Source organism: Bacillus sp. EB106-08-02-XG196 (genome assembly GCF_013396335.1).
In the GTDB taxonomy this organism is placed as follows: Bacteria; Bacillota; Bacilli; order Bacillales; family Cytobacillaceae; genus Neobacillus.
The window spans coordinates 26,003-44,724 of the sequence record NZ_JABWSY010000011.1; the positions used below are offsets into that span (position 1 = coordinate 26,003).

Sequence of the window (18,722 nt, forward strand, 5' to 3'; positions counted from 1 at the left end):
AAAAGCCATGATGATTAACAATAGCGAGTCCATCAGAGAAGCATTGAAGGTTTACTTTATTATGGGCAGTCCAAATTGCAAGGGCGAACCAGCCCAAGTTTTAAAAGAAGCGATTGAAGGGGGAATTACTCTTTTTCAATTCCGCGAGAAAGGGATGGGTGCGTTAACGGGTGTTTCAAAATATGAACTGGCCAAAGAACTGCAGCAAATCTGCAAAGAGCACCAAATTCCTTTCATTATTAATGATGATATCGAATTGGCCATTACGTTGAATGCGGACGGAGTGCATATTGGCCAAGAAGATGAAGATGTTGCGAATGTTAGAAAGAAAATTGGCGATAAAATCATTGGTGTTTCCGTCCATAGCTATGAAGAGGCGATGGCCGCATTAGGAGGGGGTGCCGATTATTTTGGAATCGGTCCTGTTTATCCGACGAAAACAAAGGAAGATGCCAAACCCTCAAACGGAACGAAGCTGATCCAAGAATTGCGAATGAAAGAAGTAACCATTCCGATAGTTGGAATTGGCGGAATAACGGCGGAAAATGCCGGAGCTGTTATCAAAGCAGGTGCCGATGGTGTATCGGTTATTACTGCGATCAGCCATGCGGATGATGTAACAGAAGCGGCTAAATCCTTAAGGAAAAATGTATTAGAAAGTTTATAGGTAAGTATTCTATTAAACATTACATACCTGCACTGGGGGAGCCGGAATTGGCTGAGATTAGACGTAGCGTCTTAAACCCCTGAACCTGATCTGGATTGCACTAGCGGAGGGAAGTGAAGGATACATGATTACCGCCATTTTGCCGGTAATGGTATATCTATGAACCAGACTTCCCCCCAGTGGTATTAAAAACTTGGAGGGATTTTTTTTATGAGAAAAACACATAAACTCACATTAACTGCGATGTTGATTGCGATTGGAACACTTTCTAGTAATGTACTGTTTATACCGATTGGCTTCACAAAAGTGTTTCCGATTCAGCATTTCTTGAATGTTTTGTCTGCCGTTCTTTTAGGGCCGATTTATGCAGTCGGACAGGCATTATGTGTCTCAATCTTACGAAATATTATGGGAACTGGATCAATCTTTGCTTTCCCAGGTAGTATGGTTGGTGCCTTATTGGCTGGACTCCTTTTTATGAAAACCAAAAAGATCTACATGGCATTTTTCGGTGAGGTCATCGGTACGGGCATCATTGGAGCAATGCTAGCCTACCCGATTGCCACTCTCCTACTGGGTCAAAATGCAACGGTCTTTGGATTTATTCCGTTATTCATTTTTAGCTCGATTGCGGGTGCACTCATTGGCTGGATGATTCTTTCCATCTTCTTAAAGAAGAAAGTTGCCATCTTTACACAAAAAGGAAATTCAGTGAAATAATCTACTTGAAAGGAATTACTTATATGGAACAGCAGCAAATCATCAACGATTTACTTTCGATTCTTCAATCAGACTCACTTGGAGATGAGGATTTTAATCAAATGGCTTTACAGAGCTTTGCCTACCAATATACCAATAACCTTCCATTTCGGAAATTCTGTCAGCAAAAAGGGAAAACCCTCCGCACCGTTAAATCATGGAGGGATATTCCAGCGGTGCCGATTAATGCTTTTAAAGAAGTTCCGCTTAGTTCCATTCCTCCTGAAGAGGCTGAACGCTTTTTCATGACGAGTGGCACGACAAAAGGCGTAAAAGGAAAGCATTATCATCCCACGCTCCAAGTATGGAACGCTTCAATGAGATTGAATTTTAAACAACGCTTTATGAACGGGATGGAAAAAATTCGCATGGGTATTCTGTTCCCAACCGAAGAAGAAATGCCAAACTCTTCATTAGCCCGGTACTTAACCCTTGCAAAACAGGAGTTTGGGACAGCAGAGAGTCAGTATCTGCTAACGGAAAATGGGATTAATCTTACTCTGCTCATACAAGAATTGGAGCAGGCTGAGCGGTCAGGTGAGCCGTATGCTTTATTAGGAGCGTCGTATAGTTTTGTTCATCTGCTTGAGGAACTAGAAAAACAGGGACGCCATTTTCAATTGCCGCCGGGAAGTAGGGTTTTAGATACAGGTGGATTTAAAAATCAATCAAAAGAATGGGCCTTAGATGACTTTTATCATCAGATTTCGAGTTTACTCGGAGTACCTAGGATCGATTGTATCAATATGTATGGCATGACCGAATTAAGTTCACAGCTGTATGATTCAGGAAATGAACACGTTCCTTCGATTAAATCAGGTCCTCATTGGCTGAAAACGAGAATTGTTCATCCGTTAACAGGGGAGGAAGTGAGAGAGGGGGAGCGTGGAGTGATCGTGCACTGTGATCTTGCTAACTTCAATTCTGTCACGACGATTTTGACTGAAGACGTAGGAATGAAAGTAAAGGATGGATTTCTTCTCTTAGGCAGAGCGCAGGGAACAGAAGCGAAGGGCTGTTCCCTTGCCGTTGAGGAATTTATCCGAGCAGCGAAGGGATCATTGTGATGAGAGAAAGAGTCGGATATCTTCCTGATATCGGGGAAGAAGTGGTTGAAACTAAAATTCTCACTTTTAAGGGAAAGAATGGGCAACTTGAAGTTGAGGCGCCCCTTCTGTCTCAATCTCAAATGCAAAAAGTTGCAGAAAAGGTTAAAAAGGCAAGTGAAGAAGTACTGAAATCGATGACAATCACTGAGATTATTTCGATCATTGACCAGGCTGTTGAAGTCATGCTCGACAGGAATTCACCTTTCAGAAAAAAAGCAGAACAGCTGTTACCGATTGTTACCGGTTACGATGAAGAAATGATCCGCCTTGGTCTCACTTCCTTTTTGAAGAAATTTCGAAAGCAGGAGCTGCAGCGCTTCGTTGTCGAGGACTTAGGTAATCCCTTGCTGCTGGATGATTTTCAGCCCCGGGTAAAAAGAGGATTTTCCAAAGCGGTTGGGCCTGATTTAATCCTCCATATTTGGGCTGGAAATGTACCGGCACTCCCGTTGTGGAGTCTGATTTCGGGTTTATTGGTGAAGTCAGGTAACATGGGCAAGGTATCAAGCTCTGAGCCGTTGTTTGCAGGTTGGTTTGCTCAGTTGCTGGTCGAAATTGCTCCTCCATTAGCGGATTGCTTCGCCGTTGTTTGGTGGAAGGGAGGAGACGAGGAAATAGAAAAGGAGATGTTCCCGTTTCCAGATGTGGTGGTCGGTTATGGCAGTAATGATTCATTGGAATCGATGAGTCGAAGAATTCCTGCCTCCACTCGCTTTCTTCCATTCGGTCATAAAGTGAGTTTTGGAGTCATCGGCAACACAGCCCTTGATTCACGAAAGGCTTTAACGACGGCTCATCATGCTGCATTCGACATCATTCAATTTGACCAACAGGGCTGTTATTCTCCCCATATTTTCTATGTGCAAAAAGGGGGTAATGTCTCACCTGCAGAGTTTGCCCAGTATATGGCTCATGAACTTGAAAGCTTTGAAAAGAGATACCCAAGGCGGGCTCTTTCCCTGGAAGACATGACAGCTGTATCGCATTGGCGTAATCAAGAAGAAATAACGGCCTTTACAAGTCCCAATAAAGTAGTCTTTGGGCAAATGGACCATCATTGGACTGTTGTTTATGAAGAGAATGCACCTTTCACTCCCACCTGCTTGAACCGTGCCGTGAAGGTCATTGCTTTTAATGAAATAGAAGAGATTATGACGAGCATCAAGCCCTATCGTCCGTTTCTTCAGACGGTGGGTGTGGCAGCTGCACCGAAAGAACTTTTTCGCTGGGCTCGAGAGTTAGGGAAGTCTGGAGTCACTAGGATCAGTGCATTGGGAAAGATGACTTCTCCTGAGCCAGGCTGGCATCACGACGGCCGTTTTAATTTACTTGATCTTGTTCAAATCGTTGATATTGAGCAGTCAGCAGAGGAGTACGCGGAAAATTTTGCTCCATATATCGATTAGGAGGGTGTTCCATGAGTTTCTTGCGTTTACAGGATGTTCACTACAGCTATGGAAACAAGCACTTGATTGTCGATGCTGTCAATTTAGAGCTAGAAAAAGGCAAGTTTCATAGTATACTGGGAAAAAGCGGCTGTGGTAAAACGACTTTATTAAAGCTGGCTGCTGGTTTATTGGTCCCTGATAAGGGGTCGATTCAGTTACAGGGTATGCCGATAAAGCCTTCAGAAAAAATAGGATTTGTCTTTCAATCCCCAACGCTATTGGAATGGAAAACAGTCATCGAAAATGTCCTTTTACCTGTCTCTCTTAAACGCAAAGTGACAAAAGAGGATGTTGAAGCAGCGGAAACACTTTTAGCGTTAATGGGTCTTTCTAATTATAAAAAGGAATTTCCAACTATGCTCTCTGGCGGGCAGCAGAGTCGTGTATCCATTGCAAGAGCGCTGATTCAAACCCCGTCCATGCTATATTTGGACGAGCCATTTTCAGCTCTTGATGCCATTACAAGAGAAGAGCTTCAAAATGATCTCCTTCGGCTTTGTGAGCTCCATCAAATGACTGTGTTATTTGTTACCCATGATATTTCAGAAGCGGTCTATTTGTCGGATCGGATTGCGGTGATGGATAAAGGAAGAATTATTTATGATTTGTCAGTCGATTTACAAGAACGTCAAGATGCTGAAATTAGATATTCTCAACCCTTTAATCAATTATGCTTGCAGATTCGCACGGCCATTAGCGGGGGAAAATGATGAAAAAAGTACCGATTTATTCCTGTTTATTATTCATCTTGATTCTATTCATTTGGGAAGGACTTGCTTCGCAAATGAACGAACTGATCCTTCCAGCCCCGTCTGTTGTTGTCACCAATCTTCTAGAAGGATTAAAAAGTGGTTATTATACCCCGCATCTGATTCGAACAAGTCTTGAGATTATCATAGGATTGTTTCTCGGGAGTTGTTTGGGCATGTTTGCTGGGATTTTGATGGGGGAGGTCGCGTTCCTCCGCAAGCTATTATTTCCCTATGTGATTGCTAGTCAAGCTGTTCCGAAGCTTGCCCTCGCACCACTATTTATTCTTTGGTTTGGTTTTGGGATGACGTCAAAGGTCGTCATCACTGCTTTAATATGTTTTTTTCCGTTAATGGAAAATACCGTCACAGCCCTTCAATACACCGATCGACAAAAATTTGAGCTGTTTCGGGTGCTTGGCGCAAACAGATGGCAAATCCTATTTAAACTAAAAATACCAGCTGGATTGCCGAGTATCATTGCTGGTTTTCGTGTTGCAGCTATTCTTGCTGTGGTTGGTGCTGTAGTTGGTGAATTTATCGGCGGCAGTGAGGGATTAGGTGCCTTAATTATCGCTTCGCAAGGGATGATGGATACACCCTTGATGTTTTCGGTATTGATATTGGTCACCATCCTTGGAACTCTTCTTTATCAAATCACTTATTTAATCGAAAAAAGATTATTGAAATATAAAAAACAGTCATAGGAGGGGAGTTTTTCAAATGAAATTAAAAGCAATGATTACTGTCGCAGCCATTATTCCACTATTGATGCTGGTTGGTTGTGCTTCAAAAAATACGGAAAAGCAAGCCGCTAATAAAACACCATTAGATAGCGTTACAGTGGCAAGCTGGAGCCAGCCGATTTCAGAACAAACGAATTTGCTTGTTAGTGAGGAGAAAGACTTCTTCAAGGATCAGGGTTTGAAGGTTGAATTCATCCCAGGTGCCGGAGGAGGAGACGCGATCAAAAATATTCTTTCAGGACAGGCCGATATTGCTTTCACAGATCCAGGGTCGCTCTATTTTGCCTTAAATCAAGGGGCAAAATTAAAGGTTATTTACAATATTTATCCGCAAAATGTATTTAATGTTGTTTCTTTAAAGGGAAGCAATATCCTGAAACCCGAGGATCTTAAGGGGAAAAAGATTGGCGTCTACAGCCTTTCAAGCGGGACAAGACAAAATCTGCTGGTGCTCTTAAACCAAGCAGGTCTTTCCGAAAAGGATGTCACGATTGTGGAGACGGGTCTATTGAATTTTGCTCCGCTGATCCAAGGTCAGGTTGATGCTACAGCGGCAACCGACACGGGCTTGGTGACCGCAAAGGAAAAGGGTCTTGTGGATGTAAATGTAATGGAAGTAAAGGATTATCTGAATGTCCCTAGTGATATCTTTGTAGTAACGGAACAAACGTACAACGAGAAAATGGAACTACTGAAAAAGTTTGTCGAAGGCTATCAAACGAGTGCAGAGTGGATGATAGACCAGCCAGAGGATGCAGCTGAGTTAGCCGTAAAATATGCCATTGATGGCAAGGATAAAAACCATAATTTAGAAATCATACAACTACGAAATCAAGCTAGTATATCAGAGGCAACCAGCGTAAGAGGTTTGGGCGCTTTAGAAGCAGAAGTGTTACAGCAGGGTGCTGATACATATAAAACGCTGGGACTAATACAAAAGGATTTAAAAATGGCCGATGTGATCGTTGAAGACTTCATCCCTAAACAGAAATAGGAGGCAGGCCGCATATGAGGAAATTTGAAAATAAAACCGTCTTGGTAACAGGTTCGAGCAGGGGGATCGGTGCTGCCATCGCCAAAGGTTTTGCCGCAGAGGGAGCAACCGTCATTGTGAATTACCTTCAAAATCAGGAAGCTGCAGAAAAAACCGTCGCCTCCTGCCTTGAGCTTGGCGGTGATGCTTGGGCGATTAAGGCAGATGTAACGTCTGAGTCTGCTGTCAAAGGGATGATGGAGGAAATTGAACTTGAAGTTGGCAAATTAGATGTAATCGTAAATAATGCCTTTAAACCCTATGTGTTTAATCCGAATAAGCGAAAAATGTTCTCACAACTAAAATGGGATGATTATCAAGAGCAAATCGATGGAGCACTAAAGGCAGCCTACTATGTATGCCAGGAAGGTATCCCTTTAATGAAAAAACAAACAAGAGGCAGTATTGTTAATATCGTGACCAACTTAGTGGAACGGCCAATCGTTCCTTATCATGACTATACCACGGCTAAATCAGCCTTAATTGGGTTTAGCCGAAATTTAGCAGTTGAATTAGGTGCCTTTGGAATTAGAGTTAATTGTATTGCACCTGGAATCGTGTATCCAACCGATGCAAGCCGTGAAACAAAGGAAGAAGTAAAGGAAATGATCATTGCGCAAACCCCGCTAAGAAGAATCGCTACTCCTAGCGATATCGTCGGTCCCGTCCTGTTCTTAGCCTCCGAATGGAGTTCATTTATGACGGGCCAGACACTGTTTGTCGATGGCGGGTTGGTCATGAGTTAGTGAGATTTTGTGCCTGTCACCATCTCAAGGGTGGTCAGCACACTCCCAAACAGAAAGAGGGTGATGCTGGATGACAGTTTTAACTAATAATAGACCTTCTGCTCTTCTATGTTGAACAGAGTGTCTCTGCCTTTTGTATATTACAATTAACCCTTGCCCCATACAGCAAGGGTTTTTACCTATAATTGCAGCTTTGGCACCAGCAAAGTCTGTCGGATTTTGACCAAAAGATAGAATTGACTTATTTAAATATTCAGAATAAACTTAACCTATCCGATAGGTTGACAGTCATAGAGCATGAAAAACTAATTCTTAGAAGGTGACAGTCATGAAGAGTATTAAAAAGGTGTCAATGCATGAGATGATCGCGGCTGAAATCAAAAGATATATTCGCGAGCATCAATTAAAGAGGGGAGATAAACTTCCTTCCGTAGCCGAATTAACATCTATCCTTGGTGTGAGCCGTTCGAGTATTCGCGAGGGCTTACGGTTCCTTGAAGGCTTTGACATCATTGAAGTTCAAAATGGAAAAGGAATTTTTGTTAAAGATGGTGATGCCTTAAAGATTGAGGCGAAAATCGACGTGGAGCAGGAAAAAAACTCTCTATTACATATAAGTGAGCTGCGAAGAGCACTAGAGGGGAAGGCGGTGGAGTTAGCAGCCATCAGGGCCTCTGAAGCGGAAATTGAAGAAATGGATCGGATACTAACAGAAGTCATTGCCCTAAAGGATGCAGGACTAGACTCATCCGAAGTGGATTGGGAATTTCATAAAGCCATTTATCGGGCGTCACATAACCCGCTATTAGAGAGTGTCGCTGAATCAGTCTCTGACACGTTTAACCGGCTTTGGAGCAAACCTTTTGGTATTGTTCATATTTTTACAGATACGATCCCTTTTCACCGGACCATGCTGGATGGGATTAAGGACAGGGACCCTGCTTATGCGTTACAAGAGTTTAATAAATTTATAGACATAGTGGAAGATACTCTACGAAAAATATAAGAAAGAAGGAATAGGCATGACGACACAGTCCTCAAATGAACATATTGTCACTCATATCGGTGATGAATATGAGCGGTTTCATGGAGCAGTGGTTCCACCCATCTATCAGAATTCGCTGTTTGTATTTGAAAACTTCGAGCAGCTGACAGAAGCGATGAAAGATGAGCAAAGCAGTTACCTGTATTGGCGCGGCACCAATCCAACGGTTGAAATTGTGGAGAAGAAAATGGCTGCACTGGAAAAAGGGGAGAGGTGTAAGTTGTTTTCTTCAGGGATGGCCGCCATCTCATCAGCGATCTTAACCTTTATGCAAGCAGGCGACCATGTTTTGAGTATCAGCAATATATACGGTCCTACAACGAAGTTCTTTACCTATCTTGAAAAGTTTGGCATCTCTCACACGAATACCCTCAACACAGACCTCGAGGCAATACAGTCATTGATTCGCCCCAACACCAAAGTAATCTACCTAGAAAGTCCGACGACCATGTCCTTTAAGCTTGTTGATTTGAAGTCAATTGCATCTCTTGCTAAACAGCGTGGGATTAAAACCATTATTGATAATACCTGGGCTACACCTATTTTTCAAAATCCTATTACCTATGGAATTGATATCGTTGTCCATTCTGTTTCGAAGTATTTAGGCGGGCATAGTGACCTTGTTGGCGGCGCCTTAATTACGAGCAAGGAGATCATGGATCATCTTTTTTATCATGAATATCAGCTGTTTGGTGGTGTCATGCCGCCTTATGAAGCATGGCTTTTAATGCGCGGGCTCCGGACGCTGCCAATTCGGATGAAGGCACATCAGGAAAGCGGGTTGAAAATCGCTTCGTTTTTAGAAGAATCTCCTGCTGTCAAAGTGGTCAATTACCCTGGGTTAGAAAGCTCGCCAGACTATAAGCTTGGAAAAGAGCAGTTAAAAGGTTATACAGGTTTGATGAGCTTTGAGATCAAGAATAACACGTACGAATCGGTCCGAATGGTGATTAATAGCCTAAAATATTTTCAAATCGGTGTTTCCTGGGGTGGATTTGAAAGTCTCGTGATTTCACCGAACTATGGCTATAACGTCGAGCAATTAGTGAAAGGCAGGTTGGATCCGGGGTTGATCCGAATTTCTGTCGGTTTAGAGAATGTCGATGAGTTAATCGAAGATTTAGAGGCAGCATTAAAACTAGTTTAACCATTGGTATAAAAGGGGACTGCCCTTTTGTATATAACCACAAACATTTCAAGGGGGAGTAATGGTATGCATCATCTCAAAAAGGGATTTTGGGTTCTTGTTTCATTCATGTTGTTTGTTGGCATCTTAGCAGGATGCACAAGTTCAGAGGTAGATAACACTAGCGAGAAAGACGATAAAGATGGAAAAGTCACATTAAGGATGATTGAAAGTATTACGAGTCCAGCCAGGACGACACTCTTAAAGGAAATGATCGCTAAATTTGAAGAGGAAAATCCGAACATTAAAGTTGAATTGATTTCTCCTCCTTTGCAAAGCGCTGATGAAAAAATCACACAAATGCTGATGGCAAAAGAGGATATTGATGTATTAGAAGTGCGTGAGCAGACGGTTAAGAACTGGGCAGCAAATCAATTTATTGAAGACCTATCCTCCTATACAAGCAAGTGGGAAGACTGGAATTCGTTAACGGAAACGATTAAGCATGGAGCAACAGCTGTTGACGATAAACCTTATTATATCCCTTATGGTGTATATGAAAAAACGTTATTCTATCGGAAGGATTGGTTTGAAGAAGCTGGAATTGAGGTTCCGGAAACGTGGGAAGAGTTAGTAGACGCAGCCATTAAATTAACCGACCCTTCAAAGAATCGCTATGGCTATAGCTTCCGAGGCGGTGCAGGCTCTTCGGATTATATTGAATTTATGACATGGTCATTCCTCGGGGAAAAGATTGCGAAAAAGGATGCGTATTTCACAACTGATGGTAAGGTCATGTTTGATACACCAGAAGCCATGCAGGTGCTCGATACCTTTGTTGAAGTATATAAGAAAGCGTCTCCTCCTGATTCGATCAGCTGGAGCTACCCGGAAATGGTTCAAGGCTTTACTTCCGGAATGACTGCAATGTTAATTCAGGATCCAGAGGTCATTGTAACCGCTGAGGAAAATATGAAAGAAGGAACATGGGATACAGCTCCACTGCCTAAAGGAACTCCATCAGGGGTGGCGCAGCAGTCGGCAGGAACAGCAGGCTGGGGAATTGGTGCTTTCTCCAAGCATAAGGAAGAGGCATGGAAGCTTGTATCTTTCTTATCAAGTCCTGAACAAAATTTATTTTTCGCCAAGGAAAACTCACTTATTCCGATTCATTTAAGTGCCGGTGACGACCCCTATTTCAAAGAGGGCTACTTTAGCTCTTACATTGAAATGAATACAAAGCCAGAAGAATTCTTAATCGCTGACCGTCCTGTCCACTATAAGGGATATGCTGAATACCGTGCCTTGGCTGAAAAGGACATACAAGCTCTGTTATTAGATAAGGTATCAAATGAAGATGTATTAGCTAAGTGGACTGATTTTTGGAAAAAGGAAAAAGAAAATCATAAATAAAGTAAATGGAGGGCAGTGGGAAGAACTGCTGCCCTTGTTTCTTTTTTGGAGAGGAGAATATGAAACTTGAAAATTCAAACTGAAACAGTTACAGAAAGAGGCCTGCCATTGTTTCGTATGTCAAAACATGGTCTTTTCATATTCCTTTGTTTACTCCCAGCCATCATACTTGTTTCTATCTTCACCTATTATCCCTTGTTAAAAGGGGTGATCATGGCATTTCAAAATTATTCTGCCTATGATTTAATGAACATTAAATTTATCGGTCTAGAAAACTTCAAAACAATCATGGCCGATATAGGATTTAAAGAGTCACTCGTTAATAGTTTCTATTGGGTCTTTTTCTCGTTAATTCCTCAATTCTTCATTGGATTTATCGTAGCATTGATGTTGAGAAGGAAGTTCAAGGGCAGAGGGGTTTACCAAGCATTTATCTTTTTTCCGTGGGCGATGTCGGGTTTTTTAATCGGGTTGATTTGGCGCTGGATGCTAAATGGACAAGGCGGGGTGATTAATGACCTGTTGATGAAGTTTGGAATCATTGATAGCGCTATCCCTTTCTTGGCCGACCCCACCTGGGCTATGGTTTCTGTCATTGTTGCAAATGTCTGGTACGGGATTACCTTCTTTGCGATTATGATTTTAGCTGCCTTACAATCGATCCCTGAAGAGTTGTTTGAAGCAGCAAAGATTGATGGTGCCGGCTATTTCCAACAGCTTTTTAACATTACCATCCCATATATTTTGCCAACACTGATTGTCACAACGTTGCTAAGAGTCATTTGGATCTTAAATTTTCCTGATTTAATCTACTCCCTTACAAATGGCGGACCTGCGGGTTCAACACATATTCTATCGACCTTTATGCTGGAGAAAATCATGTATGGACAAAACTACGGACAAGCTGCTGCTGTTGGGGTTATTATCGTTTTTATTTTAATTTTTTTTTCAATCTTTTATCTCCTAGCAACGAAATTCAATAAAGCGGGTGATTTTTAATGATGAGACAAATAACTTGGAAACTGTTGGTAAAAGTTGTTTTCTTATCCCTATTTCTTATCTTCACAGTGTTCCCGCTGTATTGGATTTTCGTTACTTCATTAAAACCGTCGAATGAAATGTTTACCTTCCCCATCCAATATTGGCCGGAAAACGTTACATTCGAAAACTATATAAATATCATTAAGATTTCAAACTTCGATGTTTATATTATGAATAGCTTGATTCTTTCCTTGGTTTCAGGAGTTATTTCCTTAATTATTGCTACACTTGGAGGTTATGTTCTAGCCCGGTTTGAGTTTAAAGGTAAAACGCAGGTCATCTTTGCTTTCTTCATTACCCAAATGATTCCCTTATTTATAGGGCTGGCACCATTATATTTGTTAATGTCCAAGCTGGATCTGATTAATCGACTGCCTTCGTTAATGCTCATGTATACGGTGATGATGGTGCCGTTTTGTACGGTAATGATGAAGGGCTTCTTTGAAAGGATTCCGTCAAGTTTGGAGGAGGCAGCCATGATTGATGGCTGTTCACGGATAACAGCGCTATATAAAGTGATCATTCCTGTCATGCTGCCGGGATTGGCTGCAACATTCATTTTCGCATTTGTACAGTGTTGGAACGAATTGTTCCTTGCGGTTATGTTCATCGATAAAGAAGAGGCCAAAACGATTCCTGTGGCCATGAACTCGTTTATTACAAAATTTGATATTGATTGGGGATCGATGTCAGCCGCAACCGTATTATCTGTTATACCGACACTGCTGTTGTTCGCTTTTGCTCAGAAGTATATTGTTGAAGGGATGACACAAGGTTCTATTAAGGGGTAGTGATCTGTACTATCCCTTGTTGTAGGTAGTTTCAGTGTCATGGGTAAGTAATACGTTAAGAACCTTAATAAGAACACCCGATTTACTACTGGAAAACAATTGGCGGGAATTCAGAATAATATGATCCATTAGAAAACAAAATAATGCCACTTGGTAGAGTGACTTTAAAATAGAAAGGATAGACAAGGACATAAAAGTGCCAGGAACAATAGGGAGGGTCCTGGCACTTTTATCTTTGGGCTGTGTTATGATTCATTGTTGATTTTCGTGCAGGGGTTTGATCATTCATAAGCGGAGAATTTCCGTCTATTGTAGATAAAGGAACCTTAAGAAGCCGATATAAGCGGAAATTTTCCGGTTAAGTGCTTTAAATAAGACAAAATCCAATGATTTGGATACAATAAGCGGAAAAACTCCGCTTATTATGAGGGAAATATGGGTATTTCACAATTTAAACGGAAATTCTCCGCTTATTTTCCAAACACAGTAAAATCAACATTCATCTTTCACACAGCCTATCTCTTAACAAAATGTATCTTTTGAGGATGGATTTTTCAATCCAAACATAGGTCGAATAAAGAGGGCTGCGAAAGTTCCGATCAACGCCATGATCATCCATACCCATCCATGTAGGCTGAAAGATGAGATCCCACCGAAGTAGGCTCCAATGTTACAACCGAATGCAAGACGAGAACCATATCCCATCAATAGTCCGCCAAGAATCGAAGCTCCGGCTACACCCGGCTTTATTTTCTTTGGTTTAAAAGTTCCTTGGAACGATGCTGAAATAAATGCACCTAAGATAATTCCAAAATTCATCACACTAGTAGAATCAGATAAAACGGAATTTTTCAATGCCTCGCTGTTTGCACCTGTAAAATAACCCCAGCTTGTTACATCGACCCCAAGAGCATTTAACGTTTTGCCGCCCCAAAGTGCGAAAGCAGAAGTGATTCCCCATGGTGTTCCTCTTACCGTTAAGGTTAACGCATTAAGGATGGCTAATACAATGGCAGCTGTTAATAATGGCCAAGAACCTCGAATGACCTTTTTCCACCCAGTTGTGGTCGGCAGCGGCTTCATCATTGGCGGATTTTTCTTTTTAGCAATCTGAATCGTGATCCAATAAATAACGGCAAACAGGATCAATTGAACCAGCCATGCCCCAAAGTATCCAAGCCCTGTTGATGTGGCTAAAGAAATCGGTGGAAGTGTTGGTGTTTCCTCCATCCAGAAGGAAAAATGATAGGCACCTAAGGTCGAGCCCGTAATAAAAGCAAAAAGGGTCAAGACCATAGAGGAGGTACCCCCGCCTAGATTATAGAGTAATCCCGAAGCACATCCATTTCCAAGCTGCATGCCTATTCCAAATAGAAAAGCACCGAATAAAACGGGTATGCCTACAGGTGAAACATAACCAACAGGATTAACACCGGTAAAGCTAAAACCAGTACTTAGAATAATCGCAAATAATGTAGTCGAGAGGGCAAACATTAGCATATGTGCTTGCAATCCCTGAACATTTCCAATAGAAACTAATCGGCGGAACGCTGACGTAAAACCAAAACGAGCGTAAAGTAGCGCTGCTCCAAGCATCAAACCAATGATGAAAAGAACTCCTTGTGTCCAATTTGCTGAATAAACAATCGCTGCTAATAGGAGAAGGGCTGCGATGATGCCTGACAAAACTAGCTTTAGCTGAACAGAGTTAAGGCTTGTAACAAAAGTTGTTGATTTTTGATTCCACGATGTATATTTTGTCTTTGTTGTTGCATCCAATGTTGTTTGCGACAAGTGATTCACCTCATAACCTATAAGTTTAGTGTGTTTTATGGATACCCTATTATATAAACAAATTTTTAAAAAGTAAATGGAAAAACTAAGGAACAAGTCAGGAACATGTCGTTAATATTGCTTATTAGATAGATACATATCAAACAAGGTGGTACCGCAGGTTAAAACACTTGTCCTTGAATTTTTATTTAAGGGCAGGTGTTTTTTTTTTGCTCTATTAAAACTGAATGTTGATTTCATTGTGTTTGAAAATAGACGGAAGATTTCCGATTAAATTGAAAAAAAGCCATATTTCCTTAAAAATAAGCGGAGTTTTTACGGTTATAAGTTTGAAACTGGAAATATATTACTTTATAATGAATTTATGGATAAACTATTAAATATGAAAGAAGCCAAACAGTTATTAGGTGTATCAACTCAAACTATTCAAAATTGGGACAGAGCCGGAAAAAAATTGCTATCGTGCGCACACTAGGAGGGCGCAGAAGAATTCCCTTAAGTGAAATTGAAAGATTACAAGGGAATGTGAAGAAAACTCAACGCAAAGTTGCTATTTATGCAAGAGTTTCTTCTAATGAACAAAAACAAAAAGGCGATTTAAAACGACAAATCTCTTTTTTATCGGAAAATTTACCATCTGATTTTTTAGTAGTCGAGACTTTGAGTGATGTGGGTTCAGGATTGAATGACCATCGGAAAGGTTTATTAAAATTAATGAACCTAGCTAAGGAACGAATCATCACAGATGTAGCGATTCGATATAAAGACCGTCTAACACGTTTTGGTTACGCATATTTGGAGGAGTATTTTAAAAGTCATGATGTAACTATTCATGTACTAGATTCCGAAGAAACTACTAAATCAGCACAGGAAGAACTGGCTGATGATTTAATTAGTATAATTACTAGTTTTTCTGGTAAATTGTATGGTCTACGCAGTAAAAAACATAAAGAACTACAAAAAACGGCGAAGGAGACGATTGTCGATGTTCAAAACCTATCAGACGAAAATCAAGAACAAAGCAATCGTTCTCAAAAATAAAGAATCAACTCCACTCTATCAATTTTTAGAAGAGACAGCACGTACCTTTGGTATGATAGAACGAAGACTGTTTGTCGATATGTATGTTAGAAAAATGCCAGAAAATGAGTTAAAAGTTTCTTATTGTGCAAAACACCAAATTACAGCTCGCCAATTCAATAGCATTAAGAAGCAATTAAAAGGGAGAATTTATTCCAAAAACGAATTGAAGAATTTATATATTGAAGAAACCAAAATCAAAATTCAGAATACTTCAGACATCATTAAAAAGAAAGTGGAACAAAAAGATAAAGCTCATATCTCTCTCCTTAAAATGATAGGAAATGAGAAAACGTTCCTCAAAAAAGTTAGAAGTTATCGAAAATTGCGAAAGACACTTCATCAAAAGAAACGGAAACTATATGCTCTTACTCATAAACTTGAAAAACTGGAAAGCGACTTAGAGCAACAGGTAGTACGTATTTGTTTTGGTTCGAAGGATTGGTTTCACAAACAATTTAACTTGAAAGAAAATAACCTTACTTTCCAAGAATGGAAAAAGGAATGGCAAGCACGACGTGCAGATCAATTTACCTTTGTCGGTTCCAAAGACGAAACATACGGCAATCAATCATGTACATACGATTTGAATAACGACTTGCGCATTCGAGTTTATACAAAGGACGAGCCTTTGTATGGAAATTACGTCGTTATTCCTAACGTGATGTTTCCGTACGGACAGGAACAAATTGATAAAGCTAAAATAGCGACTATAGGTTACACAAAAGGAGGGAATAAAGCAAAATACTACAAGGCAACCACGTGGAAGTTCATTCGCAAGTGTGATACTTGGTACGTAAACGCGTCAGTTGACGTAGAATCACCACAAAAGACAACACTTGATCATATTGGTTCGGTAGGAATCGACTTTAATGCTGGATTTTTATCTATTACAGATGTGGACCGTTTCGGTAACTATCTTCAATCTTTTAATGTTCCATACGCAAATCAACACACACCGAGTGAACAAATAGAACAAAGCCTTAGTGAAGCTTTAAAGGTAGCTGTAAATTACGCCAAAGAAAAGCAAAAACCAATTGGACATGAAAACCTCAATTTTAATAAGAAAAAACTAGCTTTAAAGCAACTCTCTCCAGAACAAGCTAAATTTCTAAGTGGTTTCGCTTATTCAACTTATCAATCTTTGTTAAAGGATAAATGTGAAGCGGAAGGTGTACGATTAATTGGCGTCAGTCCTGCATTTACTAGCCAGATTGGTCATCATAAATTTATGAAAAAATATGGTTTAAGCTCCCATGTAAGTGCCGCAATGGTGATAGCAAGACGAAGTCTTAAATTTAACAAGATTGAAAGTATGCCTGTTAAACACTTACTAACAGGCAATCCATGCAAAATTGTTCAAATAAGTAGGTGGAAGCAATGGAAAGAACTCACCAAACAATGGAAAAAATATACTTTTAAATCAAAGATTTACTTATTAAACCAACTATAATTTAGTTGCCTTTCGGCAGCAATGCCACAGTGAACCTGTAAGGAAGAAAGTGTGCTCGTGAAGTCGAAATCAATAGGCAACAAATAGAAATACAAGCAGGTATTGGATTACCCATCAAGGCAGTAGTATACTGGTCCTCAGACGTTTCGATGTCTGCGTGATGTAGCTTTACACCTTTGGTGTGAGAGTGAAATGCTCTCTTGCGAATCCGTAAAAGGTACACCGTCCTTGCTTTTACGTGAGTACATTTACTATGTATTTGTACTTAAATTCGAACGGTAACTACGATCGTTTCTGGGATTCAGTCTATGCAGGCGTAAAGGAAGCTGTACCGATTACCATTCTGCTATTTGTGATCGGGATGTTCTCGGCGCTGATCAAAGAGACGAATATTTTGGCAGGTTTCGTATGGCTCGCCGATTTGCTGGGCGTGGACGGAGGACTATTCACCGCGTTTACTTTCTTAGCTGTTTGTGTCATTGCTACTGCTACGGGATCATCGCTCGGAACCATGTTTACCTGCTTCCCTATTTTCTATCCAGCAGGAATATTGTTGGGCAGTGACCCTGCTATCCTAGCGGGCGCCATTGCCAGTGCTTCTATTTTTGGAGATAACCTGGCACCCATTTCAGATACCACGATCATCTCTGCAGGAACGCAAGAATTCACAAAAAAACAAGGCTTTGCTGACATCGGCGGCTGTGTTGCCACCCGGCTGAAGTATTCTCTGGTCGCAGGTGTTATCTCGTTTGTTCTGTTCTGGATCTTTGGGGGCGGCGGTACGGTAGGAGCGGGCGCAGCGGATATTCTTGGGAAGAACATGAATCCAACTACACTGATCATGCTGGTTCCAGTGGCCGTCATGTTAATGGTAGCAATTAAAACCCGCAATATCTATAAAGCTATTACCATAGGGATCGTTTTAGGAACCATCACAGCTCTAGCATTTAACCGTTTAACTTTTGAGCATGTTATTTCCGTTGCAGATGGTGCTCCAGCAGGATTCCTAACGGGCGGTATTAGCAGTATGATGGCAACGGTCAGCTGGTCATTTCCGTTTACGGTATCATGGGTGTACTAAACGGTGCGGGTGTGCTTGAAAAAGTCACAAATGGCATCCTTAACAGCAAAATGGGCAAAAGTGTACGTGGTGCTGAGTTTGCAATGATGTTAGGCATCTCGTTTACCACGTTGATTTTCGGCGGTGTGACCAGTGCATCGATGACCACCTTTGGAAAAGTACAGAATGAGATTGGCAAACGTGTTGGTCTCCATCCTTACCGCCGGGCCAATCTACTCGATGGTTTTGCGAATGCCATCGTGCTCGTTGTCCCGTTCTTAAGTGTTTTTGTATTCCTCGGTGCTTTATTGTCGGAAGGCTATGATTTTATTCCGCCGCTATCCCTGACACAAGTCAGCAGCGGTATGATTTATTGCATGGTACTGTTCCTAGTTCTATTGTTCTCAATCATAACGGGATGGGGCCGCCAATTTGAAGGCTCAGAAGGGAAAGCGGTTAGAAATCCGCAAGAACAACCCAACCAAAGTGCAGTTATGTAGAGGGAGATTTTATCAGCACTCAAAGTCATGTTTCTGGTGTTAATAAGAATTTACGGGTAAAGAGCTCATTCGTGTGAGCTCTTTTTGTTATGGACTTAAATATTCCACAATCTCAGGTCAGATTGTTCAAAATTAAAACATATGCAATCTTTACCAAATTTA

At 41.0% G+C, this 18,722-nt stretch carries 17 protein-coding genes, 1 pseudogene and 1 riboswitch; of the genes and pseudogenes, 17 read left to right on the plus strand and 1 reads right to left on the minus strand.

The window, feature by feature from the left end; translation table 11 throughout:
* Positions 1–7 precede the first annotated feature (7 nt).
* The 13 genes from thiE to MLOOGBEN_RS17585 all read left to right on the plus strand — a co-directional run bounded on the left by thiE (position 8) and on the right by MLOOGBEN_RS17585 (position 12,673).
* On the plus strand, positions 8–667 hold the full coding sequence (gene thiE / locus MLOOGBEN_RS17525) for a thiamine phosphate synthase (protein WP_179159569.1): 660 nt from the start codon (positions 8–10) through the stop codon (positions 665–667).
* A 24-nt stretch (positions 668–691) separates the two neighbouring features.
* Positions 692–796, plus strand: a riboswitch (TPP riboswitch).
* A gap of 81 nt (positions 797–877) precedes the next feature.
* Positions 878–1,387, plus strand: coding sequence for an energy coupling factor transporter S component ThiW (gene thiW, locus MLOOGBEN_RS17530; RefSeq protein ID WP_179159570.1), 510 nt, complete (start codon positions 878–880; stop codon positions 1,385–1,387).
* 23 nt (positions 1,388–1,410) lie between these two features.
* Positions 1,411–2,493 (plus strand): LuxE/PaaK family acyltransferase, encoded by a 1,083-nt coding sequence (locus MLOOGBEN_RS17535; RefSeq protein WP_179159571.1) that lies wholly within the window; start codon positions 1,411–1,413, stop codon positions 2,491–2,493.
* Entirely contained in the window at positions 2,493–3,941 is a 1,449-nt protein-coding gene (locus tag MLOOGBEN_RS17540) for an acyl-CoA reductase (protein ID WP_179159572.1), read from the plus strand. Before MLOOGBEN_RS17535 ends, MLOOGBEN_RS17540 begins: the two co-directional genes overlap by 1 nt.
* A gap of 11 nt (positions 3,942–3,952) precedes the next feature.
* Entirely contained in the window at positions 3,953–4,693 is a 741-nt protein-coding gene (locus MLOOGBEN_RS17545) for an ABC transporter ATP-binding protein (RefSeq protein ID WP_179159573.1), read from the plus strand.
* Positions 4,693–5,439, plus strand: coding sequence for an ABC transporter permease (locus tag MLOOGBEN_RS17550; protein WP_179159574.1), 747 nt, complete (start codon positions 4,693–4,695; stop codon positions 5,437–5,439). The genes MLOOGBEN_RS17545 and MLOOGBEN_RS17550 overlap by 1 nt, the downstream gene beginning before the upstream one ends.
* A 16-nt stretch (positions 5,440–5,455) precedes the next feature.
* Positions 5,456–6,472: an ABC transporter substrate-binding protein gene (locus MLOOGBEN_RS17555; protein WP_218781231.1), complete on the plus strand. Its 1,017-nt coding sequence runs from the start codon at positions 5,456–5,458 to the stop codon at positions 6,470–6,472.
* Between the two features lie 14 nt (positions 6,473–6,486).
* Entirely contained in the window at positions 6,487–7,257 is a 771-nt protein-coding gene (locus MLOOGBEN_RS17560) for a 3-oxoacyl-ACP reductase (protein WP_179159575.1), read from the plus strand.
* 328 nt (positions 7,258–7,585) lie between these two features.
* Entirely contained in the window at positions 7,586–8,263 is a 678-nt protein-coding gene (locus tag MLOOGBEN_RS17565; RefSeq protein WP_179159576.1) for a FadR/GntR family transcriptional regulator, read from the plus strand.
* A 16-nt stretch (positions 8,264–8,279) separates the two neighbouring features.
* The gene (locus MLOOGBEN_RS17570; protein ID WP_179159577.1) at positions 8,280–9,449 is read left to right on the plus strand and encodes a trans-sulfuration enzyme family protein; all 1,170 of its coding nucleotides are present in this window, start codon (positions 8,280–8,282) and stop codon (positions 9,447–9,449) included.
* A 66-nt stretch (positions 9,450–9,515) separates the two neighbouring features.
* Positions 9,516–10,841, plus strand: coding sequence for an ABC transporter substrate-binding protein (locus MLOOGBEN_RS17575; protein ID WP_179159578.1), 1,326 nt, complete (start codon positions 9,516–9,518; stop codon positions 10,839–10,841).
* A gap of 66 nt (positions 10,842–10,907) precedes the next feature.
* Positions 10,908–11,840: a carbohydrate ABC transporter permease gene (locus tag MLOOGBEN_RS17580; protein WP_256989145.1), complete on the plus strand. Its 933-nt coding sequence runs from the start codon at positions 10,908–10,910 to the stop codon at positions 11,838–11,840.
* Positions 11,840–12,673, plus strand: coding sequence for a carbohydrate ABC transporter permease (locus MLOOGBEN_RS17585; protein ID WP_218781232.1), 834 nt, complete (start codon positions 11,840–11,842; stop codon positions 12,671–12,673). The genes MLOOGBEN_RS17580 and MLOOGBEN_RS17585 overlap by 1 nt, the downstream gene beginning before the upstream one ends.
* Before the next feature lie 522 nt (positions 12,674–13,195).
* Here MLOOGBEN_RS17585 and MLOOGBEN_RS17590 read toward each other — a convergent pair.
* Positions 13,196–14,452: a YeeE/YedE family protein gene (locus tag MLOOGBEN_RS17590; protein ID WP_179159749.1), complete on the minus strand. Its 1,257-nt coding sequence runs from the start codon at positions 14,450–14,452 to the stop codon at positions 13,196–13,198.
* A 379-nt stretch (positions 14,453–14,831) separates the two neighbouring features.
* Here MLOOGBEN_RS17590 and MLOOGBEN_RS17595 point away from each other — a divergent pair.
* The 4 genes and pseudogenes from MLOOGBEN_RS17595 to MLOOGBEN_RS28950 all read left to right on the plus strand — a co-directional run bounded on the left by MLOOGBEN_RS17595 (position 14,832) and on the right by MLOOGBEN_RS28950 (position 18,560).
* Positions 14,832–15,508: pseudogene (locus tag MLOOGBEN_RS17595) on the plus strand (IS607 family transposase).
* Positions 15,453–17,000 (plus strand): transposase, encoded by a 1,548-nt coding sequence (locus MLOOGBEN_RS17600; RefSeq protein ID WP_179159579.1) that lies wholly within the window; start codon positions 15,453–15,455, stop codon positions 16,998–17,000. The pseudogene MLOOGBEN_RS17595 and the gene MLOOGBEN_RS17600 overlap by 56 nt, the downstream one beginning before the upstream one ends.
* A 238-nt stretch (positions 17,001–17,238) precedes the next feature.
* Positions 17,239–18,081, plus strand: coding sequence for a Na+/H+ antiporter NhaC family protein (locus MLOOGBEN_RS28945; RefSeq protein WP_218781234.1), 843 nt, complete (start codon positions 17,239–17,241; stop codon positions 18,079–18,081).
* A complete protein-coding gene (locus MLOOGBEN_RS28950) occupies positions 18,069–18,560 on the plus strand; it encodes a Na+/H+ antiporter NhaC family protein (protein WP_218781235.1) in 492 nt (163 codons plus the stop codon). The genes MLOOGBEN_RS28945 and MLOOGBEN_RS28950 overlap by 13 nt, the downstream gene beginning before the upstream one ends.
* The last annotated feature ends 162 nt before the right edge of the window (positions 18,561–18,722 follow it).